At 38.7% G+C, this 22,455-nt stretch carries 24 protein-coding genes and 1 other annotated feature; of the genes, 1 reads left to right on the plus strand and 23 read right to left on the minus strand.

What is annotated here, in order from left to right:
* Positions 1–98: 98 nt before the first annotated feature.
* From pyrE to spoIIGA, 22 genes are all read right to left on the minus strand, one after another.
* The gene (gene pyrE, locus AR328_RS02725) at positions 99–722 is read right to left on the minus strand and encodes an orotate phosphoribosyltransferase (RefSeq protein WP_066289274.1); all 624 of its coding nucleotides are present in this window, start codon (positions 720–722) and stop codon (positions 99–101) included.
* On the minus strand, positions 719–1,435 hold the full coding sequence (gene pyrF / locus AR328_RS02730; protein WP_066289277.1) for an orotidine-5'-phosphate decarboxylase: 717 nt from the start codon (positions 1,433–1,435) through the stop codon (positions 719–721). Before pyrF ends, pyrE begins: the two co-directional genes overlap by 4 nt.
* A 1-nt stretch (position 1,436) precedes the next feature.
* The gene (locus AR328_RS02735; RefSeq protein WP_066289279.1) at positions 1,437–2,348 is read right to left on the minus strand and encodes a dihydroorotate dehydrogenase; all 912 of its coding nucleotides are present in this window, start codon (positions 2,346–2,348) and stop codon (positions 1,437–1,439) included.
* Positions 2,345–3,124, minus strand: a complete 780-nt coding sequence (locus AR328_RS02740) for a dihydroorotate dehydrogenase electron transfer subunit (protein WP_066289282.1) — start codon at positions 3,122–3,124, stop codon at positions 2,345–2,347. Before AR328_RS02740 ends, AR328_RS02735 begins: the two co-directional genes overlap by 4 nt.
* Before the next feature lie 49 nt (positions 3,125–3,173).
* The gene (locus tag AR328_RS02745; protein ID WP_066289285.1) at positions 3,174–4,451 is read right to left on the minus strand and encodes a dihydroorotase; all 1,278 of its coding nucleotides are present in this window, start codon (positions 4,449–4,451) and stop codon (positions 3,174–3,176) included.
* Positions 4,414–5,355, minus strand: coding sequence for an aspartate carbamoyltransferase catalytic subunit (locus AR328_RS02750; protein ID WP_066289289.1), 942 nt, complete (start codon positions 5,353–5,355; stop codon positions 4,414–4,416). The genes AR328_RS02745 and AR328_RS02750 overlap by 38 nt, the downstream gene beginning before the upstream one ends.
* 165 nt (positions 5,356–5,520) lie before the next feature.
* Positions 5,521–6,807 carry a solute carrier family 23 protein gene (locus AR328_RS02755; protein WP_066289291.1) on the minus strand — a complete coding sequence of 429 codons (1,287 nt, stop codon included), beginning with the start codon at positions 6,805–6,807 and terminating at the stop codon, positions 5,521–5,523.
* Between the two features lie 179 nt (positions 6,808–6,986).
* Positions 6,987–7,529, minus strand: a complete 543-nt coding sequence (gene pyrR, locus AR328_RS02760) for a bifunctional pyr operon transcriptional regulator/uracil phosphoribosyltransferase PyrR (RefSeq protein WP_066290157.1) — start codon at positions 7,527–7,529, stop codon at positions 6,987–6,989.
* A 188-nt stretch (positions 7,530–7,717) separates the two neighbouring features.
* The gene (locus tag AR328_RS02765; protein ID WP_066289292.1) at positions 7,718–8,623 is read right to left on the minus strand and encodes an RluA family pseudouridine synthase; all 906 of its coding nucleotides are present in this window, start codon (positions 8,621–8,623) and stop codon (positions 7,718–7,720) included.
* Positions 8,595–9,089: a signal peptidase II gene (gene lspA, locus AR328_RS02770; protein ID WP_066289294.1), complete on the minus strand. Its 495-nt coding sequence runs from the start codon at positions 9,087–9,089 to the stop codon at positions 8,595–8,597. The genes AR328_RS02765 and lspA overlap by 29 nt, the downstream gene beginning before the upstream one ends.
* Before the next feature lie 78 nt (positions 9,090–9,167).
* Positions 9,168–9,455, minus strand: a complete 288-nt coding sequence (locus AR328_RS02775; protein ID WP_066289295.1) for a hypothetical protein — start codon at positions 9,453–9,455, stop codon at positions 9,168–9,170.
* Between the two features lie 150 nt (positions 9,456–9,605).
* On the minus strand, positions 9,606–12,377 hold the full coding sequence (gene ileS / locus AR328_RS02780) for an isoleucine--tRNA ligase (protein WP_066289296.1): 2,772 nt from the start codon (positions 12,375–12,377) through the stop codon (positions 9,606–9,608).
* Positions 12,378–12,490: 113 nt separating this feature from the next.
* Positions 12,491–12,752 (minus strand) — a binding site (T-box leader).
* 49 nt (positions 12,753–12,801) lie between these two features.
* Positions 12,802–13,317, minus strand: coding sequence for a DivIVA domain-containing protein (locus AR328_RS02785; protein ID WP_066289301.1), 516 nt, complete (start codon positions 13,315–13,317; stop codon positions 12,802–12,804).
* A 106-nt stretch (positions 13,318–13,423) separates the two neighbouring features.
* Complete coding sequence (locus AR328_RS02790) at positions 13,424–14,197, minus strand: YlmH family RNA-binding protein (RefSeq protein WP_066289303.1); 774 nt, start codon at positions 14,195–14,197, stop codon at positions 13,424–13,426.
* 105 nt (positions 14,198–14,302) lie between these two features.
* Entirely contained in the window at positions 14,303–14,566 is a 264-nt protein-coding gene (locus tag AR328_RS02795; protein ID WP_066289306.1) for a YggT family protein, read from the minus strand.
* A 6-nt stretch (positions 14,567–14,572) separates the two neighbouring features.
* On the minus strand, positions 14,573–15,016 hold the full coding sequence (locus AR328_RS02800) for a cell division protein SepF (protein WP_066289308.1): 444 nt from the start codon (positions 15,014–15,016) through the stop codon (positions 14,573–14,575).
* 12 nt (positions 15,017–15,028) lie between these two features.
* Entirely contained in the window at positions 15,029–15,706 is a 678-nt protein-coding gene (locus AR328_RS02805) for a YggS family pyridoxal phosphate-dependent enzyme (protein WP_066289310.1), read from the minus strand.
* A gap of 6 nt (positions 15,707–15,712) precedes the next feature.
* The gene (gene pgeF / locus AR328_RS02810) at positions 15,713–16,534 is read right to left on the minus strand and encodes a peptidoglycan editing factor PgeF (RefSeq protein WP_066289312.1); all 822 of its coding nucleotides are present in this window, start codon (positions 16,532–16,534) and stop codon (positions 15,713–15,715) included.
* 72 nt (positions 16,535–16,606) lie between these two features.
* On the minus strand, positions 16,607–16,876 hold the full coding sequence (locus AR328_RS02815) for a YlmC/YmxH family sporulation protein (RefSeq protein WP_066289319.1): 270 nt from the start codon (positions 16,874–16,876) through the stop codon (positions 16,607–16,609).
* Between the two features lie 106 nt (positions 16,877–16,982).
* Positions 16,983–17,762, minus strand: a complete 780-nt coding sequence (sigG, locus tag AR328_RS02820) for an RNA polymerase sporulation sigma factor SigG (RefSeq protein WP_066289326.1) — start codon at positions 17,760–17,762, stop codon at positions 16,983–16,985.
* 177 nt (positions 17,763–17,939) lie between these two features.
* Positions 17,940–18,659, minus strand: a complete 720-nt coding sequence (gene sigE, locus AR328_RS02825) for an RNA polymerase sporulation sigma factor SigE (protein WP_066289331.1) — start codon at positions 18,657–18,659, stop codon at positions 17,940–17,942.
* 32 nt (positions 18,660–18,691) lie between these two features.
* The gene (gene spoIIGA, locus AR328_RS02830) at positions 18,692–19,636 is read right to left on the minus strand and encodes a sigma-E processing peptidase SpoIIGA (protein ID WP_066289335.1); all 945 of its coding nucleotides are present in this window, start codon (positions 19,634–19,636) and stop codon (positions 18,692–18,694) included.
* Between the two features lie 267 nt (positions 19,637–19,903).
* On the opposite strand from spoIIGA, the gene hmpA reads away from it, so the two are divergent.
* A complete protein-coding gene (gene hmpA / locus AR328_RS02835) occupies positions 19,904–21,133 on the plus strand; it encodes an NO-inducible flavohemoprotein (RefSeq protein WP_066289340.1) in 1,230 nt (409 codons plus the stop codon).
* Positions 21,134–21,291: 158 nt separating this feature from the next.
* Here the strand turns inward: hmpA and ftsZ are convergent, their stop codons facing one another.
* Positions 21,292–22,431 carry a cell division protein FtsZ gene (ftsZ, locus tag AR328_RS02840; RefSeq protein WP_066289346.1) on the minus strand — a complete coding sequence of 380 codons (1,140 nt, stop codon included), beginning with the start codon at positions 22,429–22,431 and terminating at the stop codon, positions 21,292–21,294.
* Positions 22,432–22,455 lie beyond the last annotated feature (24 nt).

Consider the following 22,455-nt stretch of genomic DNA (forward strand, 5'->3'; position numbering starts at 1 on the left):
ATTTAAAAATAATCAAAGCCTGTGAAATTTTACTTGTCGTAAAATTTCACAGGCTTTTTCATTTCAGAGGAGGGTTTTGTCCCAGCCTCTTTTCAATCTTATTTTCCCCATTCTACAGGGTCATTTCTCCATTCTGAAAGCTTCTTCATATCTTCTTCCTGGATATAACCTTTTTCTCGTGCAATTTCGGACAAAGTTTCAAAGTCAGTTAACGTATAGGCAGTAATATCGGCATTTTCCAAAAGCTCTTTTCCCTTTTGAAGCTGATAAGTGAAAATGGCTACGACTCCTAACACCTCGCACCCAGCCTTTCTTAATGCCTCAACAGCGGTAATGACGCTGCCTCCTGTAGAAATTAGATCTTCTACGACAACGACCTTTTGGCCAGCTTCAGCCTTCCCTTCAATCTGATTCCCCTGCCCATGTCCTTTCGGCTTTGAACGTACATAGCACATAGAAAGATCCAGTAAATCACTCACCCAAGCAGCATGCGGAATGCCCGCTGTAGCAGTACCTGCAATCAGTTCTGCATCTGGAAACTTCGCTAATATTGTTTCCTTTAGCCCATTGGCAATTTCTTTTCGGACAGCAGGATATGATAATGTAAGGCGATTATCACAGTAAATTGGCGCACGAAGACCTGATGACCATGTAAAAGGATCGTTTGGCTTTAATGCGACAGCTTTAATTTCAAGTAGGCTTTCTGCTATTTTGCGATTCATTGGTGAACACCCTCCCATGATTGTTTAAACATGATATATTTCTCCAGCGGATTTTCTGATTTAGTAATTGAACGGCCAACAACAATGGCTGACGCACCTTCTGATTTTGCAAATTCAGGCGTAGCTACCCGCTTTTGATCTTGTACATCGTCTGACTTTAAACGAATGCCAGGCGTCACAGTTAAAAATGAATTCCCTAATACTTGAGTAATCGGTCTAGCCTCGAAAGTTGAACAGACGACACCATCCATACCCGCCTGCTTAGCAAGTGAGGCATAATGAAGAACAGATTCTTCTAAAGTTACGTTGATTAGCTGCTCTTTCTTCATTTGCTCTTCGGATGTACTTGTTAATTGAGTAACGGCAAGACAAGCAGGTCTAGCCTGTCCAGCTCCGGTTCCAGCCTCTAATCCTTCAAGTGCTGCTTCCATCATTTCTTTCCCGCCTGCTGCATGTACATTGACAAGGTCACATCCAAGCCTAGCAAGTCCTTTCATCGCACTTCCTACTGTATTGGGGATATCATGAAGCTTTAAATCTAGAAAAATATCATGGCCTTGCGCCTTCAAATCATGAATGATGCCAGGCCCCTCTTGATAAAACAATTCCATTCCAACCTTTAAAAATAACTTCTCATCTCCAAAATTTTCGAGAAATCGGAAGACTTCATTTTTACCGGCAAAATCAAGAGCGATAATAATTGATTTATCCATGTTACTTCCAGCTCCTTCCCGTACACTCAGAAATATGTTCGAAGCCTAGACTTTGTAATAGTTCTGGCAATTCTTCAATAATCGTCGGGCAAACAAACGGATCAACGAAATTGGCTGTTCCTACCGCTACAGCACTTGCTCCTGCATAATAATATTCTATTACATCTTCTGCTGATTGAATTCCGCCCATTCCAATGATTGGAATAGATACACGCTGGCTAACCTCGTGAATCATCCGGATGGCCACTGGTTTGATGGCTGGGCCTGATAAGCCCCCAGTTTGATTCGCTAATATAGGTTTTCCAGTCTTCAAATCTATCCTCATGCCAACCAAAGTATTAATCATTGTTAATCCATCGGCACCGCCGTCTTCGATCGCTTTCGCCATATCAACTATATTTGTCACATTAGGTGATAATTTAACGTATACAGGTACTTCAGAAACTTCCTTAACCTTTTTCGTTAAGTTTTTCGCCACTTCAGGAATTGTGCCAAAAGCAATGCCGCCAGTCCTTACATTTGGACAGGATATATTCAATTCTAATGCATGGACATTTGGTGCTTTAGATATCTCCTTAGCGACAGCAATATAATCTTCCTCCTGGGAGCCAGCAACATTAGCAATGATCGGTACATCGAATTGCTCTAACCAGCGCAGCTCTTCATTAATTACTTTTTCTAAGCCCGGATTTTGCAACCCTATTGCATTCAGCATACCAGCGGACGTTTCAGCTACTCGTGGTGTCGGATTTCCAAATCGGGGCTCAAATGTTGTAGCCTTTATCATAATCGCTCCGAGCAAGCTTAAATCAAAAAGCTGACTGAACTCTCTTCCAAACCCAAAACAGCCTGATGCCGGCATAACTGGATTTTTCAATTGTAATCCTGGCAGGCTTATTTCTAAAGTTTTCATAATACTACCTCCCCTGCCTTGAAAACAGGACCATCACTGCATACCTTTTTATATGTGTGTCCAGTCGGATCATCTCCAGTATGGCATACACAAGCGAAGCAGGCGCCAATTCCGCATCCCATTCTTTCCTCTAATGACAAATACACTTTCTTATGCTTATATGCTTGTTCTAATGCTTTAAGCATTGGGGTTGGCCCGCAGGAATAGAGTATATCAAAGTCAATTTTGTCGTCTTCAATCACATTTGTGACAAATCCTTTTCTTCCATAGCTGCCATCAACTGTTGCAACATATGTTTCCCCTAGCTGTGTAAATTGGTCATCATAAAAAACAACATTTGCTGATTGGAAGCCAAGTACATGAATAACCTTGACCCCTTTTTTTACAAGCTGTTTAGACAATTCAAATAGAGGCGGAACACCAATTCCTCCCCCTACTAAAAGTGCCGTATCCCCAGAACTGGCCTCTTCTAACGGAAAGCCATGACCTAGAGGGCCAAGGACATCAACAGAATCTCCAGGTTTCTTCTCAGATAGAATTATAGTTCCTTTACCTTCCGCACGGTAAATCATTGTGAACTCTTTCCTGTCTTTGTTTATGGCAGAAATACTGATTGGTCTTCTCAAAAGCGGATCAAATTGGTCAGAAATTTTCAAATGGACAAATTGCCCAGGCTCATTCATTTCGCTAACAAGCTCACCCTTTAAGGTGAGCTCAAAAATATGTTCAGCAATTTCTTGCTGAGAAACAACTTGACATAATTCTTTTTTTATCATTTAGATACACCCCTTGTAGCAGGATTACTCTTGCTGTTCATTCATACGGTTACTTTTGGTTACTCCATGCAACTTTCCCATTAACCATTGTTAATACAGGCCAGCCTTTGCAATCCCAGCCCCCAAAAGGTGTGTTTCTGCCCTTTGAAAAAAATTGTTCAGGTTCAATTGTTGCTGAATGTTCTAAGTCTAGTAAGACGATATCTGCTTCTGCTCCGATTTCAATTTTTCCTTGAGATAATCCAAAAGCTTGAGCAGGTTTGATTGTTAAATAGTCAATTAATTGCTTTAAAGTGAAAATCCCTTTTTCCACGAAATGTGTATATAGAAGCGGGAAAGCTGTTTCCAATCCAACAATCCCGAATGGTGCCAGCTGCATGCCTTCTGCCTTATCCTCTGCTGTATGCGGCGCATGATCAGTAGCAATAAAGTCAATTGTTCCATCGAGAATCCCTTCAATTAATGCTTCCTTATCAGCTAAGCCTCTTAGTGGAGGGTTCATTTTGTAATTTGTATCAAGGCCAGGGATGTCTTCATCACTTAATAATAGATGATGTGGCGTTACTTCAGCCGTCACTTTAATACCTGCCTTTTTCGCATCACGGACGACCCTTACAGATTCTTTTGTACTTATATGGCAGACATGATAATGGCAATCAGCAGCCTCAGCGAGCAATACATCCCTAGCTATATGGACAGATTCACATACAGAAGGAATTCCGTTCAAACCATTTTCTCTTGAAAAAGTTCCTTCATGAACGGAGCCTTTATTTATGAGTGTATTTTCTTCACAATGGGCTACAATTGGCATATTAATTTCAGCAGCACGCTTCATAGCGGCAAGCATCATGGCAGCTGATTGAACGCCAACCCCGTCATCCGTAAAGGCAAAAGCCCCAGCTTCTTTAAGTGCTTGGAAATCTGTCAGCTCTTCACCGATCTCACGAATGGTAATAGATGCATATGGAAGAACTCGAACAGAAGCCGTTTCCTCAATTCGTTTATTTAACTTTTCCAATTGCTCCTTAGAATCAGGAACAGGTCTTGTGTTCGGCATGGCTGCAACCGTTGTAAAACCGCCCTTTGCAGCGGACTTAGTTCCCGTTTCAATTGTTTCCTTCTTCTCGCCGCCTGGCTCACGAAGGTGGACATGCAGATCAATAAATCCAGGAGCTATAAGCAACCCCGAAGCATCAATCGTTTCTTTTGCTTCCTTTGAAATTCCTTCTTTAATTTCAACAATCTTTCCAGATTCTATTAAGATATCTCTTCTAATGAACTCCCCTTCATTAGTTAGCAACTGCCCATTCTTTATAAGTGTTGACATCTTTACCGCCCCTTTCAGATTGTTCAAGTGCTCTTTTTAATACTGCCATTCTTACAAAAACACCATTAGTCATTTGCTTAAATATTCTTGATCGTTCACATTCTACTAAGCAATCTGCAATTTCAACATCGCGGTTGATAGGAGCTGGGTGCATGATGATGCTTCCTAGCTTCATTTTCCTTTCCCTTTCTACAGTCAACCCGTACGCTTGATGATATTCCTCAGCTGTTCGATCCCCTTTAACTTCATGGCGTTCATGCTGAATTCTTAACAGCATGACAACATCTGAAGTAGCAACAGCTGTATCAATATCTTCAAAGCTGACCCCATTTTCAAGGATTTCATTATCAAACCACTCTTCAGGTCCCGAAAACACAACTTCAGCACCTAATCTTACTAATGTATCCGCATTCGATCTTGCTACTCGGCTATGTCTGATATCACCAATAATTGCAACCTTTAATCCATGAAAGCGGCCAAATTCCTGTTTGATTGTTAATAAATCAAGCAGTGATTGTGTAGGATGATGCCCGCATCCGTCACCTGCATTAATGATTGCAGCATTTGTTTTTCCATCTAAACTGTCAAAGTATCGATCTTCGCTATGGCGAATAATTACTGCATTTGCTCCTATTGCTTCAAGCGTTTTAACCGTATCATAAAGAGTTTCACCTTTTTGCACACTTGATGTACTCACTTCAAATGGGATCGTATCAATTCCTAATCTTCTTTCAGCAACTTCAAAGCTGCATTTCGTTCTCGTGCTATTTTCATAGAATAAATTTGCTACAAACATATTTTTCTTAGGCGACCATGTACCACCGTCTAAAAAATATTGAGCATCTTCAAGAATTTCGTTAATTTCATTAATCGTTAATTCAGTTGTCGTTAGTAAATGTTTCATTCATAAACCCTCCCTTATCTTCTAAAAAAACACCCTGACTTTTTTATCAGGGTGCTGAAGAGTTGAAGAGACAAGTTGGCATAAGGGATTAGACCTTAAAACCAATCACTTCAACACCCTTTCAAATCTCTCTGGACTTACTTAAAAGGCGTTATACTGAATAACCTATTCTAATTCTGTTTCAAACATATTATCCTTTACCGGCTCTCGGCCAGGTAAAATCAAGTTTAGAACGACTCCGCAAATCGCTGCAAGAGCCATGCCCTGAATCTGTAATGACCCGATATCGACATGTGCTCCGCCAATGCCGATGACTAGGATGACCGATGAAATCACAAGATTTCTTTTATCACCAAAGTCTACTTTGCTGTCAACTAACATTCTCAATCCAGATGAAGCGATAATTCCAAACAGGAGGATTGATACTCCACCCATAACAGGCGTTGGAATGGAACTGATAAGTGCTGATACTTTTCCAATAAAGCCGAAGATAATCGCTAAAACCGCTGCACCGCCTAATACATACACACTATAAATTCTTGTGATCGCAAGGACTCCGATGTTTTCACCATACGTAGTCTTTGGCGGACCGCCCATGACGCTTGAGATCATGGTTGCCATCCCATCTCCAAGGAGCGAACGATGTAAACCAGGGTCTTTAATATAATCTTTGTTTACTACCTTCCCTAGAACGAGCTGGTGTCCAATGTGCTCAGATATTGTAACGATTGCAACAGGCAACATTAGGAGCATCAAATCTAAGGTAAAGTTTATATTGTAATCGGCGAAAGGGAAAACAAAATCAGGAACTTCAATCCAGTTTGCCTCCCGAACACCTGTTAAATCAACAATTCCTACTGCAAGAGCATATACATACCCGATAATGATTCCAGCTAAGATTGGGATCATGCTTAGCATCCCTTTAAAGTAAACCGAGAAAATAATCGTCACAGCTAATGTGACAAGCGCTACAGAGAAGTGAAGCATGCTATATTCGCTTGTTACCGGGTTATTCATCGCCATTCCTACCGCTGTTCCCGATAGTGCCAATCCGATAACCATGATGACTGGTCCAACAACAATTGGCGGCAAAAGATTCATTAGCCAGCGATAGCCGCCTTTTTTGATAATAAGAGCGACAACTCCATACAGGAGTCCTACCATAAAGCTTCCGATCATCATCGCTCCAATTCCTCCTGCTTTACCTGCCATTTGCAGCGGAATGATATAGGCGAATGATGAGCCCAGATAAGCCGGAACCTTCCATTTAGTGATTATAAGAAAGGCCAGTGTCCCAAAGCCGCTTGAAATTAAAGCTATGGCCGGATCCAAATCAACAAGATATGGAACTAATACTGTTGCGCCGAACATGGCGAATAAATGCTGTAAACTTAATGTTAGCCATTGCATTGGTGATGGAACATCTTTAATGTCTAATACTGGTTTATTCATCGTGTACCTCTCCTTCTAGTTGATGTTCATATCTATTTCTTTTGAATTCCCCAACAGCCATAAAAAAACCCTCATTTGCCAAATTTGCGCAAAGAGGGTACAGGTATACAGAAAAGGACATTCTGCATGTGTAATTCCCCCTTTGTCAGTCTCACAGGACTGCTTTTAAAAAGGGTTATTTAGTTTTCAAATATACTTACTTGATCGACTTGATCAACTTCTTTTAATGCCACAACTATTTTCTCTGAGCTTGAAGTCGGAATGTTTTTTCCAACAAAGTCTGCCCTGATTGGCAATTCCCTATGTCCACGATCCACAAGGACTGCTAATTGAATCGTAGAAGGTCTGCCGATATCCATCAATGCATCAAGAGCAGCTCTTACTGTCCTGCCTGTATAAAGAACATCATCAATCAGGATAACCTTCTGATCATTAATATCCTTAGGTATATCTGACCCTTTGACTAGCGGCTCCTGACTCGCTGTAATTTTCGTTAAATCATCTCTATAAAGCGTGATGTCTAGTTCCCCAACTGCAATCTTTGTTCCTTCAATTTGTTCGATTCTTTCAGCAAGGCGAGTTGCAAGGTATATTCCCCGAGTTCGAATTCCGACGAGAACACAGCCTTCAATACCTTTGTTTCTTTCTATGATCTCATGGGCAATTCTTGTTAATGCTCTTCTTATTGCTTGTTCATCGAGAACAATCGCTTTCTCTGAAATGTTAACCACCCCTTTACAAAAAAACTCTCGCCGTAATGGCGAGAGAGTATAGGCGTTCATTAAGGAATCAAGACATTCATCAAATGACTTGATTTCTAATCCGCTTCCTTCTCAGCCTCACGGGACTGTGTTTAAAGGACTTATTCAACTATAGTAATTTTATTTTACATACGCCTATATGTCAATCATTATTTTTGGAGCTGTCCCATTAATTGCACAAAATAATCCGGTAATGGGGCTTCAAATTCCATGTACTCACCTGATCTAGGATGGACAAAACCCAAAATACCTGCATGTAATGCCTGTCCGCCAATTTCAAGAGTTTTTCTCGGACCGTATTTAGGATCGCCAACTAGCGGGTAGCCTATATACTTCATATGTACCCTAATTTGATGTGTTCGGCCCGTTTCTAGCTGACATTCAATGAACGTATAGTCGTTAAACCGATCGAGAACATGAAAATGTGTAACGGCTTTTTTTCCATTATCAACGACAGCCATACTTTGCCGATCCTTCTGATCTCGTGCAATAGGGGCATCAACTGTTCCGTAATCATGAGGAATGACACCATGAACGATCGCCTTATATTTTCTCGTTACAGTTTTTTCAACTAGCTGATTCACAAGACCTTCATGGGCAAGGTCATTTTTGGCTACCATTAATAAGCCTGATGTGTCCTTATCAATTCGATGAACAATCCCTGGTCTCATAACTCCGTTAATTCCGGACAAATCTTTACAATGCGCCATTAACCCATTAACTAGTGTGCCAGTTAGATGGCCAGGTGCAGGATGTACAACCATCCCTTTAGGCTTATTGACAACTAATACATCTTGATCTTCATAATAAATATCTAAATTCATTTCTTCAGGTTCAACATCTAATTCCTCAGGTTCAGGAATATGAATCACTATTTGATCATTTAGATTGCATTTATAATTCGTTTTAATTTTTTGTCCGTTGACGAGTACATGCTCATCCTTAATCCACAGTTGAACCTGCGTCCTAGACCATTCCTTATTTAATGATGTAAGAACTTTATCGATTCTTTCACCCGATTGTTCCTCAGGAATGATGTGTTCCATTTTCTCCATGAGATTTCTCCTTTTTCAACGCTCTCTCTTCCAGCAGCATTTGTATCATAAGCAAAGCAACACCAATTACTAACGCGGAGTCAGCAACATTAAAGACAGGGAAATCATAGCCAAAAATATAGGTGTTAACAAAATCAACAACCTCTTTCCGGTATACACGATCAATGAAATTACCGATCGCTCCCCCTAGCATAAAGCCTAAAGATACACCTAGCAGCAGTTTTCCTTTTGCAGCTTTTTGAATGTAATAAATAATTCCGATGATAACAATGACTGTTATTACATAGAAAAACCACATTTGACCTTGCAAAATTCCCCAAGCCGCACCTTTATTTCGATGAGAGGTTATATAGAGGAAATTTTTGATGACTTCCACACTTTCTCCTAATTGGAAGTTTTTCACTATAAGCCATTTTGTGAACTGATCAAGTGCAATAATTAGTAAAGCAATTATGTAATAAAACACAAAGGCAACCCCCACATTTTCATTGTATTACCTTTGCATTTTAGCACATTCTTTATAAAAAACACAGTAATCCTGTTGTTAATGAAATATCCCCTTTCTAAAGTAACGGTCGATTTTTTCATAGTCATCCAAGGATTTTATAGTTGGTACCATTGTCAGCAGCTCTTCTGGAATCAGCTCGCCTGAATTTTCACATTTGCCAAAAAGGCCTAATTCAATTTTATTTAGTGTATCTTCCACATCTAAAAGTTCTGCTTTAATGATTGGTTTAATAAGGGATGAAGATTTATGGTCCTCTAACCTTTCTAAAAGTTCCATACGAGTTTTACGGAGTTCTGAATAAAGTGGTTCTGCTTTATGATCCATTTATGCTCCTCCGTTCTATTTATTTCTACCTATTATATCCGCATGCATATTTAAAAGTCGGTGTAAGTTTTTACAGTGAGTACAACAATTAACAAAGGGCCAGATTCCACAAGATATACCTTGCAGAGTCTGACCCTCCTCATGAAAATATTAAGCTAAATGGCTGTATTGCGTTTTAACAACATCTGCACATCTAGGGCATAATGTATTAAATTCTTCAACTTGCCCCACTTCTGGTGTAACGATCCAGCAGCGTTCACATGTTTCTCCTTCGGCTTTAGAAACAACGATTGCTCTATTCTCAAACTTAAGAGCATTTTCAGGAGCATCCTCATACTTTCCTGCTACCTCAAACCCAGAAACAATGAACAGTTGTTTAACATTCTCGTCAATTGAATCAAGTAAGCTCTTCACCTTTTCATCTACATACATTGTTACTTTCGCTGTAAGTGATTTACCAATTACTTTTTCATTACGCGCTTCTTCAAGAGCCTTCAAAACATCATCGCGAAGTTTCATGAATGAAGTCCATTTTTCTTCGAGTCCTTTAGCGTTAGGAAGATCTTTATACTCTGGCATATCAGTTAGCTGAACACTCTCTTCTTTAACAGAAGGAATAAAGCTCCAAACTTCATCTGCTGTATGAGAAAGAATAGGCGCAACCAATTTTGTCAAGGAAATTAAGCTTTCATAAAGGACCGTTTGAATAGCTCGGCGATCTGGATGATCTTCTCCCTCAATATAAAGAATATCCTTTGCAAAATCGAGATAGAATGAACTTAAATCAAGTGTACAGAAGTTATTAACAGCGTGATAAATACCTGCATACTCGTAATTTTCATAAGCTTCTCGAACAGTCTTAACTAATTTATTTAACTTAACAAGCATAAACTGGTCTACTTCACGCAGATTTTCAAATGCCACTGCATTTGTGCTTGGATCAAAGTCTGCCAGATTTCCTAATAAGAAACGGAATGTATTTCTAATCTTGCGGTATACCTCTGTTACTTGCTTTAGGATCGCATCAGAGACACGAACATCGGCCTGATAATCTACTGAAGCCACCCATAGTCTTAAAATATCTGCACCTAATTGATTCATTACCTTGGCTGGAATAACAACATTACCTAGTGATTTACTCATCTTTCTTCCTTCACCGTCTAAAACAAATCCATGGCTTAGAATCCCTTTGTATGGGGCCTTTCCTGTAACAGCAACCGCTGTTGAAAGGGATGAGTTAAACCATCCTCGGTATTGGTCAGATCCTTCTAAATAAAGGTCAGCTGGTCTTTGCAGATCATCTCGCTCTAAAAGTACAGCCTGATGTGAAGATCCTGAATCGAACCATACATCCATAATATCTGTTTCTTTCGTAAATTTGCCATTCGGACTGTCAGGATGTGTAAATCCTTCCGGAAGTAAATCTTTTGCCTCTTTTTCAAACCAAATGTTTGAACCATGTTCCCTAAATAAATTTGATACATGATCAATTGTTTCATCCGTAATAATAGGTTCTCCATTTTCTGCAAAGAATACAGGAATTGGAACACCCCAAGCACGCTGACGTGAAATACACCAATCACCGCGGTCGCGAACCATATTAAATAATCGTGTCTCGCCCCATGCAGGCACAAACTTCGTTTCATTAATGGCATCCAAAAGCTCTTGGCGGAAATCTTTAATGGATGCGAACCATTGTGCTGTTGCTCGGTAAATAACCGGCTTTTTCGTTCTCCAATCATGAGGATAGGAGTGAGTAATGAATGAAAGCTTTAGTAACGCGCCAGCCTCATCAAGTTTTTCAGTAATTGATTTATTGGCATCATCATAGAATAACCCTTCAAAACCTTCTGCTTCCTTCGTCATATATCCGCGGTCATCAACCGGACATAATACATCAAGACCATACTTCTGACCAACATAGAAGTCATCTTCCCCATGTCCTGGTGCAGTATGAACACATCCAGTACCGGCGTCAATCGTCACGTGCTCCCCTAATACAACAAGAGAATCACGTCCATATAATGGGTGTACAGCAACAATATTTTCAAGTTCTGAACCTTGAATTGTTTTAACTACTTGAGGGTCCTGCCACTCTACTTCTTTTGTTACCGCAGCTAAAAGGTCAGCCGCTACGACATATTTTTGACCGCCTTCTTCAACGACAACATAATTAAGCTCAGGATGAACAGCAATTCCCAGGTTAGCAGGAATTGTCCAAGGTGTTGTTGTCCAAATAACGATTTTCGTGTCTTTATCTAATACACCCTTCCCATCAGCTACTTTAAAGCCTACATAGATGGATGGAGAGCGCTTATCTTTATATTCAATTTCTGCTTCTGCTAATGCTGATTCAGAAGATGGAGACCAATATACTGGCTTTAAGCCTTTGTAAATATAGCCTTTCTTCGCCATTTCTCCAAATACCTTAATTTGCTGTGCCTCATACTCCGGCTTTAACGTAATATAAGGATTTTCCCAATCCCCTCTTACTCCTAAACGCTTGAATTGAGTACGCTGGCTGTCAATTTGTTCATATGCATATTGTTCGCAGAGCTTCCTGAACTCTGCAACAGTCATTTCCTTACGCTTGACCCCTTTATTCGTCAATGCCTGCTCAATCGGAAGACCATGAGTATCCCAGCCTGGAACATATGGGGCATGGTAGCCGCTCATTGACTTATGGCGGACAATCATATCTTTTAAGATTTTATTTAAAGCGTGGCCAATGTGAATATCACCATTTGCATATGGAGGCCCATCATGCAAAACAAACATTGGGCGGCCTTTCGTACGTTCTTGAACTTTCTCATAAATATTCATTTCTGCCCATTTAGCCTGAATTTCGGGCTCACGGTTTGGTAAATTTCCACGCATAGGAAATTCTGTTTTCGGCATTAATAAAGTATCTTTGAATTCCATTTCCTTTTCCTCCCGTAGCTTTCACTAGCTTCATGATTACCATTATTAAGAACATTAAACCAAATATAGGTGTCACTAGAGCATTTAAAAAATAAAAAAACCCCCTCATCCCAAAAAGGGACGAGAAGGTATTATTTCCCGCGGTACCACCCTTGTAGATAGAAAATTAAACAACATTCTATCCGCTCAAGCATTCTTAACGCGAATGACACGCCTTTATCTACTAATCCATAATGGATGTTCATTAAAGGAACTCAAGGGTGATCTTCCAAATTCCCGCTTACTCCAGGCTTTCACCTTCCCTGGTTCGCTGACATTGCCGCTAAGCAATGATCTAAGCTATGAAATTTGTACTGTCCCTCTCAAAGTTAATGTTCATAATTTACATTCTTTTTAAGATTATATGCGATATATTCTGCTTTCGTCAAGCTAATGAATCCTCTTCTTGAGCGGATTTTAATTCTGTAGCATCAAGCTTATATTCAAGTAGATGATCCCAGTCATCGTTATTTAATAAATCAAGCTGAGCTTCGATTAGCATTTTAAAGCGAGTGCGGAATACTTTCGATTGCTTTTTCAATTCCTCAATTTCAAGGGCAATTTTTCTTGCCTTTGATAATGATTCATTGACAATTCTGTCAGCATTTTTCTCAGCTTCTTTAATGATAAGCTTAGCTTCCTTTTGTGCGTTTCTTCTTACTTCTTCTGCTGCCTCTTGGGCTACAATAATTGATTTATTTAACGTTTCCTCAATTGTAGTAAAATGGCCAATCCGTTCGTTTTGGTCATTTAGTCTTTCCTCTAATTCCTTCTTTTCTCTAATTAGAATTTCATAGTCTTTAATCACTTGGTCAAGAAATTCATTTACTTCATCTTCATCATAACCTCGGAATCCTTTGCTGAATTCTTTATTATGAATATCTAACGGTGTTAATGGCATCTTGGCCACCTCCCAAATTCAGTAGTAATCATTATGTACTAAGTCTAATAAATTTCTATCTAAGTTAATTTCGACATCTTATAGCAAAATCCTGCAATATTAATAATTATTTTTGTTTTCCCGCCGTGATTTTCCATTTATCTCTTTTCGTTTTTCCTTCTAAAGCGATAATTTTCGCACGGCCGTACCCTCTTATTGAAATTATATCACTTTCTCTCACTTCGAAAGCTGGATTTTCAATTAAAGTCCAATTTACCTTCGTAAGACCTTGCTGAATTAATGTTTGAGATTTCTGTCTTGAAATATTATGAATGGCAGAAGCAACTGTATCTAACCGTAAAGATGTTGAAGTGACAGATAGTTCAGACCAAATTTCCTTCGACTGAAGGGCACTGTCTAATGGAAGTTTCACTAAGGTGACAGAGCTTTTGCCAATTGTGTTTAGTTGAGTAGATATATAGTGTTCAATGTCTCTTGTTACTAAAAACTGTATCCGTTCATTTTCAAAAAGGATATCACCGTATTTTATCCTTTTTAGCCCAAGAGACATTAGGCTGCCAAGCACTTGAGGATGTTCCAAATTAACAAATTTTTTATTGTATTCAACTTCATATAAAGTTATTTGAAAATCTTCATCCTCTGGCTGCAAGTACTCTGGATATAACAAGGCACGCTTCCTTTCAGCCATCTCGAAGCCACCAAACAACTGTATCTTTACATCATTATTAATACCAATCAATTGTTTGATGATTTCCTGTTCTCTTGGATCAAGGAAATCAGTTAATTTCGGTGCATATGTAGTTTCCACGGAGGTCTTCCAGTTAAGAACCTGATCAATAAATCCTTTTTCTTCTGGACGAAAGTGCTGGTAAATAGACATTTACTTACAATACTCCTTTAAGTAGCATCCTTTGTATTCATGTTGCTCCCCATTTGGAAAAAGAAAACAAAAAAGGGCCTTGGAAAGAGCCCTGAAGCTTCGAATTTATGCAATCCAAACGAACAACTGATGCAATCCGCTTGATGCAAAGCGTAGAACTAAAATAGCTACAATTGGAGAAATATCAATCATCCCTAGTGGTGGAATAATTTTTCTGAACGGTTCTAAGTACGGTTCACATATTCTTCCTAAAAATTGCCCAATCCCTGACTCCCGTGCATTTGGAAACCAGGACAATAAAATGTAAATGATTAATGCCCATGAATAATAGTAAATAATTGATGTTAACACACTAAGTATTATACCCATTAAATCTTACCACCTCGAACTTTCGTATTCAGTTTCTTGCATGATTTGGGAAATATTACCTGAAACCTCGATATTATCAGGAGTGCATAAGAAAATATCAGTCCCAATTTTCTGTATATCCCCGCCAATCGCATAGACGGTTCCACTTAAAAAGTCTACAATCCTTTTTGCCTGATCCCGGTCAATTCTTTGCAGATTGACAACGACGGCTCTTCTGTTTTTCAATTGGTCAGAAATATCCTGTGCCTCTGCATATACGCGTGGTTCTATTAAAACAACCTTTGATGATTTTTGCACACTTTGAAGACTGACGACATTATTCTTCTGTGCAGGCTGTTTTTGAGATTGAGGCTGTTTTTGTTCTGGCTCTTCTTCCATATATTCCTCTTGCCTATCATCATATTCATCATCTAAGAAGAAAAATGTTTTAAATTTAGATTTTATGCTCATTTTACAAACCTCCTATTCCTCGTTTCCGACAAGTGCGGTTCCAATTCGGACCATTGTTGCCCCTTCTTCTATCGCAATCTCGAAGTCATTTGACATGCCCATCGATAGCTCTTGACAAGGTGCATAATCTAAATCCATCTGTTGAATGTCAATCTGCAGTTTTTTAAGCTTTCGGAAGCATGATCTAAGAAGTTCTTCATCAGAAGTTAACGGAGCCATTGTCATTAAACCACATACAAGAATATTTGGATACTGACTTAACTCCTCAATAAACTTCATAACCTCTTCAGGATGAATTCCCTGCTTTGACTCTTCACCTGACACATTGACTTGTATAAAACATTTTATTTGCTTGTTTGCACGCTTATTTATTTCTTGAGCAAGCGATAATCTGTCTAGAGAGTGTATATAGTCCACTATGTTAATAATGTTTTTCACTTTTCTAGTTTGTAAAGAACCAATAAAATGCCATATCGGCTTGTCCTTGATCACTTCCCATTTCTCTAGGAGTCCATCATCCCGGTTTTCTCCTAAATGGATAACACCCGCATCAAGCGCCTCAAGGGCGCGTTCAGTCGAGACGTATTTAGTTACAGCAATAATCTTAATGTCTTCAGTATTTCGATTAGATCTTTCACAAGCATTTTTTATATTAACTTGAACTTTTTTTAGATTTTCAATGACCTTCATTTAAAACTAGAAATCCTCCTTCCAGCCAATAAAACTCATCATTCTTCCTGTTTTCCCTTTATCTCTTCGGTGCGAGAAGAATTCCTCATTTTCACAGCTGGTGCAAAAATTTGTAACACTGATATTTTTTTCTTTGACGCCTGATTTAATCAGGATGTCTTTGTTTAATTGCTTTAAGTCTAGAAAAAATTGATTGTCCTCTATTTGAGTATAAGGTTTAGGATGATAATCGGCTAGATTCTTGTCTACCATTGATATCACACGATTATCAACAATATAACATTTACCGCAAATGGATGGGCCAATTACAACATGAATTCCTTCTATATCCATATTTTCTTTATTAAACATTTCAACCATTTCGCTGGCAATCCCGTTGACTGTTCCTTTCCATCCCGCATGGGCAACACCTATTGCTCCGGTATTTTCATGGCAGAAATAAAGAGGAACACAGTCTGCATAGCATAAGGTTAGCAGCAGGCCGGAATCTGCAGTAAAAAAGCCATCAGTTGCTTTGAAGGAATCCTCATAAAGTAAAGAGCCTTTCCCGCCGTTTTCCTTATTTACCTTTTCGATGTGTATGTCATGGGTTTGTTCTGCACTTACCCATGTATGAAGCGGGAATCCTAATATGTCAGCCATATGTTCCCGATTTTGTCTAACTGATTGCACGGAATCATTTACATGGAGCCCGAGGTTCAAAGATGAATAAGCCCCTTCACTGACGCCGCCATTTTTACTCGTAAATCCCGCAAGTAAACCGGGAAACTTCTCAGCCCATTCATTAATGACAAAATACTCGCTTTTTTTCAAAATAAATGGTTCCATCTACAAAACCCCATTATTTTTTACTATAGTTTACCATAATACTACTGCACTTCACAGTTAAAAAGACATTATTTACGCATCTTCGTCGACATCTTTCTCCATATGGCCATTCTGGTAACGAACAAGGATGACATCTTCCCCAATTTTAAGGATATTTTTCCAAGGAATAATCACGTCTTCATCTCGGCCAAAAAAACCTAAAACCTTCCCCGTTCCCCCAATGATAACAGCATTAATTTTCCCGGTTTGAACATTGATATCTATATCCCCAACATTTCCAAGCTTCTTGCCATTTGCTACATTTACGACATCCTTCATTTGGAATTCTGATATTCTTATCATTTCCTCCCACTCCCATCATTTCTCCTATTAATAGAATATATATGATTATCCATAATAAATTATCGTACCTATAATAGAAAAAAGAATAAGCTGCCAAAACGGCAGCTTAGCTTTGAATATTTTTATTCATTTGTTTGATGGCAGCTTTCTCAAGTCTTGAAACTTGTGCCTGAGAGATGCCGATTTCTTCAGCAACTTCCATTTGAGTTTTTCCTTGAAAAAAACGTTTTCGGAGAATTAGCTTTTCCCGATCGTTTAACCTTCTCATTCCTTCTTTTAACGCTATTTCCTCAATCCATTGAATATCCTTACTCTTCTCATCACTCAATTGATCCACCACATAAATGGGATCTCCCCCATCATTATAAATGGGTTCAAACAAGGACACAGGGTCTTGAATTGCATCTAAAGCAAATACAATTTCCTCATGCGGCACATCAAGCTCCTTCGCAATTTCTACTGCTGTCGGCTCCCTCGATGTTTTACTCATTAATCGCTCTCTGACTTGCAATGCCTTGTAAGCAATATCCCTTAGTGAACGAGAAACGCGTATCGGATTATTATCACGCAAATATCTTCTAATTTCGCCTATTATCATGGGAACAGCATAGGTGGAAAACTTAACGTTTTGACTTAAATCAAAATTATCAATAGACTTCATTAGACCGATACAGCCGACCTGGAATAGGTCATCAACAAATTCACCCCTGTTATTAAAACGCTGGATCACGCTGAGAACTAGGCGTAAATTACCGTTAACGAGTTTCTCCCGTGCGGTTATATCCCCCTTATGCATTTGCTTGAAGAGCTCTCTCATTTCTTCGTTTTTCAAAACTGGAAGCTTTGATGTATCAACACCGCAAATTTCTACTTTATTTCGAGTCAATTCTTTCCCTCCTCACAGGAGCTGCTGTACAAAAAACAGTATTTCCTTGAGGAGGAAAAATATGCACGGGCTTATGTTTGACTATAAATACATAATTTAGAAAAAGACGATGGATTCAAGCTTTCATCCTATATTTTTTTATAAAAATAATTTTTTCGGAATAATAATTTTACAGCTCTATACCATTTTATTAAATTCTTTTTTCAGCCGCTTAATAATTCGCTTTTCTAATCTTGAAATATACGATTGCGAAATGCCCAGCATGTCAGCTACATCCTTTTGTGTCTTCTCTTCCCCTGTTCCGAGCCCAAACCGCAGTTCCATAATTTGCTTTTCTCTATCAGATAATTGATGCAATGCTTTTGATAAGAGTTTCTTATCTACATTTGCTTCAAGGTCCTTTGTAATAATATCTTCCTCTGTACCCAAGACATCTGATAAAAGCAGCTCATTTCCATCCCAATCAATATTTAATGGCTCATCAAAGGAAACCTCTGAACGAATTTTATTATTCCTTCTTAGATACATTAAAATCTCATTTTCTATACACCGTGAAGCATATGTAGCAAGCTTTATTTTCTTTTCGGGATTAAAGGTGTTAACAGCCTTAATAAGGCCAATGGTGCCGATACTAATTAAATCCTCAATATTGATGCCCGTATTTTCAAATTTCCTAGCTATATAAACAACTAGCCTTAAATTTCTTTCAATTAAGATCGATCTTGCTGCCTTATCACCATGCGGAAGCTTTTCTAATAATAGTTCCTCTTCTTCTTTACTAAGCGGAGGGGGTAATGCTTCGCTTCCACCAATATAATAGACTTCATCCGTTTTAAGTCCAAGCTTCATTAATAATTTATACCAATAGTATGATAAGCGAAGTTTTAACCGTTTCATGAAATATCCTCCTTCTAAATAGAAATGTGTTGCTATGCATGCTTTGCATATGCCTCTGGATTCACCTTTGTTGTAGTCGTGAGCATCTTAGGATGTACAATGCATTGAAAAGCATCATCTGAAGACAGCTGCTGCATTGAAAAAGAAATAAGACCTTTTTCAACCTTCATTAAATCATTTTCCTTTTCTAATACGATAAAATCAGGCTTAATAGCAATAATTAACTTGTGCTCTTGTCCAACTACTTTGTACGGAACAATTCTCATTCTGTATTCCCAATCAGGAGAGATCAATTCCTCGCCTAGAATGATATTTTCTGGGCTTTGAGCCATTTTCACTATATCCTCTGGAAATTCCTCAACCCTGTTTTTTAGTGAAATAAACATGACAGGCATTTTAGTAATTGGATCATAAAGCTGGTTCCCGCTATCAATTAGACCTTTAAACCTGAATATTTCACCATTTATTGAAACAATGACCTTAATTAATGTATCGTATTGAATTTTTGTCATTTCAATTCGATCCATATTTCGTTTAGAAAAATGCCAGGCCAATGGAAAACCAATTAATACAAATACCCAGCTGATTGGATCCCCAAATCCTTTAACACTTGCAAGCATGACTGATGAGGAAAGCTGAAAGTCAAATTTGATAAAATAATGCACACCGATCAGCGTTCCGCCAATTAAAAATGTCATTAAATAAAATGTCATCAATCCATTAATAAAGTAGCGAAATCTTTTAAATCCAAAGACGGTTAAAATCATGAAAATAGAGAATAACAATTTAGCAAAAGGATGTGATGATAACATGTTCAATGGAGTAAGGGATAATAATATGATGGCTGATCCAATTAGTCCCCCTGTAAAAAGCCTCCAAAGCCTTATATCCCTTTTTAAGATTACAGCAGTTAAGTAAAGCAGCAGGCTATCAAATAAAAAATTTAAAGCCCAAATAATATCTAAATAAACCTCCAATCTTCTTCCTCCTTATAGATTGGTAGGAACAAAAATATGACACCTAGTAATCTTTTAAAAAAAGTATAACGTACCCTATAAGATAAAGTGTGTCACTTTCTGTAATCAAAAAGATAGAAATTTCCACTATTCCTTTCGGATTTTGTCAATATTTAGCTTTTCACAGATTAGACACTTTTGACCCAAAAAAGTGTGATTCAAATCACACTTTCGAATACTTTATTTCACTATAATGACGTTGAAAATAGAGTAAAGGGGATTTTCAGAATGTTAGATCAAAAAACAATTGACATTATTAAGAGTACAGTTCCAGTTCTTGAACAGCATGGAGAAGAAATTACAAAAAAATTCTATGAATTAATGTTCGGCAATCACCCAGAATTATTAAATGTTTTTAATCACGCGAATCAAAAACAAGGAAGACAGCAAAAAGCACTTGCAAATACTGTCTATGCCGCCGCGAAATATATCGATCAATTAGAGGTGATTGTACCTGCTGTAAAACAAATAGCCCACAAACACAGATCTTTAGGGATATTGCCAGAGCAGTACCCAATAGTAGGTAAACATTTGCTATTAGCTATAAAGGAAGTATTAGGTGAGGCTGCTACAGATGAAATCATTGGTGCCTGGGAAAAAGCCTATGGCGTTATTGCCGATGCATTTATTAATGTAGAAAAGGATATGTATGATAAGGCGGGCAAACAGCAAGGCGGCTGGGAGCTGTTCAGAGACTTTAAAATTGAAAAAATCATTAAGGAAAGTGATGTTATTACTTCCTTTTACTTTACGCCAGTCGATGGCGGCCCAATCGCTGATTTTATTCCAGGTCAATACATTAGTGTTAAATTAACTAGTATACCTAACGAAAAAAACACACATATTCGTCAATACAGCCTTTCTCAATCACAAGATAAGTCATTCTATCGCATATCAGTTAAGAGAGAGGATGCAGTTGGAAATAAAGAGGCTGGAATCGTCTCAACTTATTTGCACAATAATGCCAAGGTTGGCGACATCATTGAAATCAGTGCGCCTGCTGGTGATTTTGTATTAGAGGAGCAACAAATAAGTCCAATCGTTCTACTTAGCGGCGGGGTCGGCATCACACCAATGCTTTGCATGCTCCATAACCTAGCTGATAAACAACAAGAAACTACTTTTATCCATGCGGCTATCAATGGAAATGTTCATGCGTTCGTCGATGAAGTCAAGCAAATAACCGAGAAAAATGAATTAGTAAGAAGCTATTACTGCTATGAAAAACCTACCGCTTTTGACAAAGAAAATGGGATCTATAGTAAGGAAGGCTATATTACGTCTGATTGGTTAAATAAAGTTATCAATGATAAAGAGGCTATTGTCTATATGTGCGGTCCGGTCGGCTTTATGCAAGTTATGTATGAAGCATTAATGGAAGCAGGCATCAAAAAGGAAAATATCCGCTATGAATTCTTTGGACCGGCCATGGAATTAAAGGAACCGCAAACAGTATAAGAAAATAAACAATATAGTCGTTGGCTTCATTTCTCTGCGCTAGTGATTACTACGTACATCAAGGCTTGTTCAATGAATCCAACGACAATTTAGTTTTCACATAGAAAAGGCATGACCTCTCTCCAACAGAGGTCATGCCTTTATTCATTGACATACATTTATCTTCTACGATTTCTATTTCTTAAAAATGTTGGGATGTCTAATGCATCATCAGTTTGTTGAGCATAGTTATTTCTAACTGGTTCATGAGAAACTTCTTCTCTTTTTTGTTCACGTTTTACTGGAGTGATTGCAGGTTTTGGCTGTCCAAAAGTTGGCCTAGCAGTCGGTTTTGGATGGGCAATTTCTTCATTAAAGCCAGTTGCAATAACCGTAACGACAATCTCATCATTTAAGTTTTCATTAATAACAGATCCAAAAATCATATTAACATCCTGGTCAGATGCAGTTGCAACAATATCTGCTGCTTCCTGAACCTCATAAAGGCTTAAATTCGTTCCACCAGTAATGTTCATTAATACACCTTGAGCGCCATCAATAGATGTTTCTAATAACGGAGAGGAGATGGCTTTCTTCGCAGCCTCAGCAGCACGGTTCTCTCCGGCAGCAACACCAATTCCCATTAATGCTGAACCTTTGCTGGACATAATTGTTTTTACATCCGCAAAGTCAAGGTTAATTAGTCCAGGCACTGCGATTAAGTCAGAGATACCTTGTACACCTTGACGTAGTACATTATCAGCCTCACGGAAAGCTTCAAGCATCGGCGTACTCTTATCAACGATTTCTAATAAACGATCATTAGGAATGACAATCAATGTGTCAACAGCTTCCTTCATAGAAGCAATACCGCCTGCAGCTTGTGTAGAACGCTTTCGTCCTTCAAAGGTAAACGGACGTGTAACAACACCAACAGTTAATGCACCAAGATCTCTCGCAATTTGAGCGATTACAGGCGCAGCTCCCGTTCCTGTTCCACCACCCATACCGGCAGTAACGAAAACCATATCTGCCCCTCTAAGAGCTTCTTCAATCTGCTCTTTGCTCTCTTCTGCAGCCTTCTTACCGACCTCAGGGTTAGCACCTGCACCAAGTCCACGAGTAAGCTTTCCGCCAATTTGCATTTTCACTTCTGCCTTAGATAAATTTAAAGCTTGAGCATCCGTGTTAACTGCAATAAATTCTACACCTTGTACACCATGTTCAATCATACGGTTAACCGCGTTGTTTCCACCGCCGCCAACGCCGATGACTTTAATCGTTGCCAATGAATCTAAATTAGTATCAAATTCCAACATGACAAATCCTCCTAATTCGACGAT

The sequence above is a fragment of the Bacillus sp. FJAT-29937 genome, from assembly GCF_001509555.1.
Lineage (GTDB): Bacteria > Bacillota > Bacilli > Bacillales > Cytobacillaceae > Cytobacillus.

What these genes read in the sequence shown, in the direction of transcription:
- AR328_RS02745 (WP_066289285.1), bottom strand. Translation starts at nt 4,451, where the DNA reads ATGTCAACACTTATAAAGAATGGGCAGTTGCTAACTAATGAAGGGGAG.
- AR328_RS02755 (WP_066289291.1), bottom strand. Translation starts at nt 6,807, where the DNA reads ATGAATAAACCAGTATTAGACATTAAAGATGTTCCATCACCAATGCAA.
- AR328_RS02790 (WP_066289303.1), bottom strand. Translation starts at nt 14,197, where the DNA reads ATGTCTATTTACCAGCACTTTCGTCCAGAAGAAAAAGGATTTATTGAT.
- AR328_RS02795 (WP_066289306.1), bottom strand. Translation starts at nt 14,566, where the DNA reads ATGGGTATAATACTTAGTGTGTTAACATCAATTATTTACTATTATTCA.
- AR328_RS02750 (WP_066289289.1), bottom strand. Translation starts at nt 5,355, where the DNA reads ATGAAACATTTACTAACGACAACTGAATTAACGATTAATGAAATTAAC.
- AR328_RS02775 (WP_066289295.1), bottom strand. Translation starts at nt 9,455, where the DNA reads ATGGATCATAAAGCAGAACCACTTTATTCAGAACTCCGTAAAACTCGT.
- pyrF (WP_066289277.1), bottom strand. Translation starts at nt 1,435, where the DNA reads ATGGATAAATCAATTATTATCGCTCTTGATTTTGCCGGTAAAAATGAA.
- AR328_RS02815 (WP_066289319.1), bottom strand. Translation starts at nt 16,876, where the DNA reads ATGATAAGAATATCAGAATTCCAAATGAAGGATGTCGTAAATGTAGCA.
- AR328_RS02735 (WP_066289279.1), bottom strand. Translation starts at nt 2,348, where the DNA reads ATGAAAACTTTAGAAATAAGCCTGCCAGGATTACAATTGAAAAATCCA.
- AR328_RS02805 (WP_066289310.1), bottom strand. Translation starts at nt 15,706, where the DNA reads ATGAAGGTCATTGAAAATCTAAAAAAAGTTCAAGTTAATATAAAAAAT.
- sigE (WP_066289331.1), bottom strand. Translation starts at nt 18,659, where the DNA reads ATGAAACGGTTAAAACTTCGCTTATCATACTATTGGTATAAATTATTA.
- AR328_RS02740 (WP_066289282.1), bottom strand. Translation starts at nt 3,124, where the DNA reads ATGATAAAAAAAGAATTATGTCAAGTTGTTTCTCAGCAAGAAATTGCT.
- hmpA (WP_066289340.1), top strand. Translation starts at nt 19,904, where the DNA reads ATGTTAGATCAAAAAACAATTGACATTATTAAGAGTACAGTTCCAGTT.
- ftsZ (WP_066289346.1), bottom strand. Translation starts at nt 22,431, where the DNA reads ATGTTGGAATTTGATACTAATTTAGATTCATTGGCAACGATTAAAGTC.
- pgeF (WP_066289312.1), bottom strand. Translation starts at nt 16,534, where the DNA reads ATGGAACCATTTATTTTGAAAAAAAGCGAGTATTTTGTCATTAATGAA.
- pyrE (WP_066289274.1), bottom strand. Translation starts at nt 722, where the DNA reads ATGAATCGCAAAATAGCAGAAAGCCTACTTGAAATTAAAGCTGTCGCA.
- AR328_RS02800 (WP_066289308.1), bottom strand. Translation starts at nt 15,016, where the DNA reads ATGAGCATAAAATCTAAATTTAAAACATTTTTCTTCTTAGATGATGAA.
- ileS (WP_066289296.1), bottom strand. Translation starts at nt 12,377, where the DNA reads ATGGAATTCAAAGATACTTTATTAATGCCGAAAACAGAATTTCCTATG.
- AR328_RS02785 (WP_066289301.1), bottom strand. Translation starts at nt 13,317, where the DNA reads ATGCCATTAACACCGTTAGATATTCATAATAAAGAATTCAGCAAAGGA.
- AR328_RS02765 (WP_066289292.1), bottom strand. Translation starts at nt 8,623, where the DNA reads ATGGAGAAAATGGAACACATCATTCCTGAGGAACAATCGGGTGAAAGA.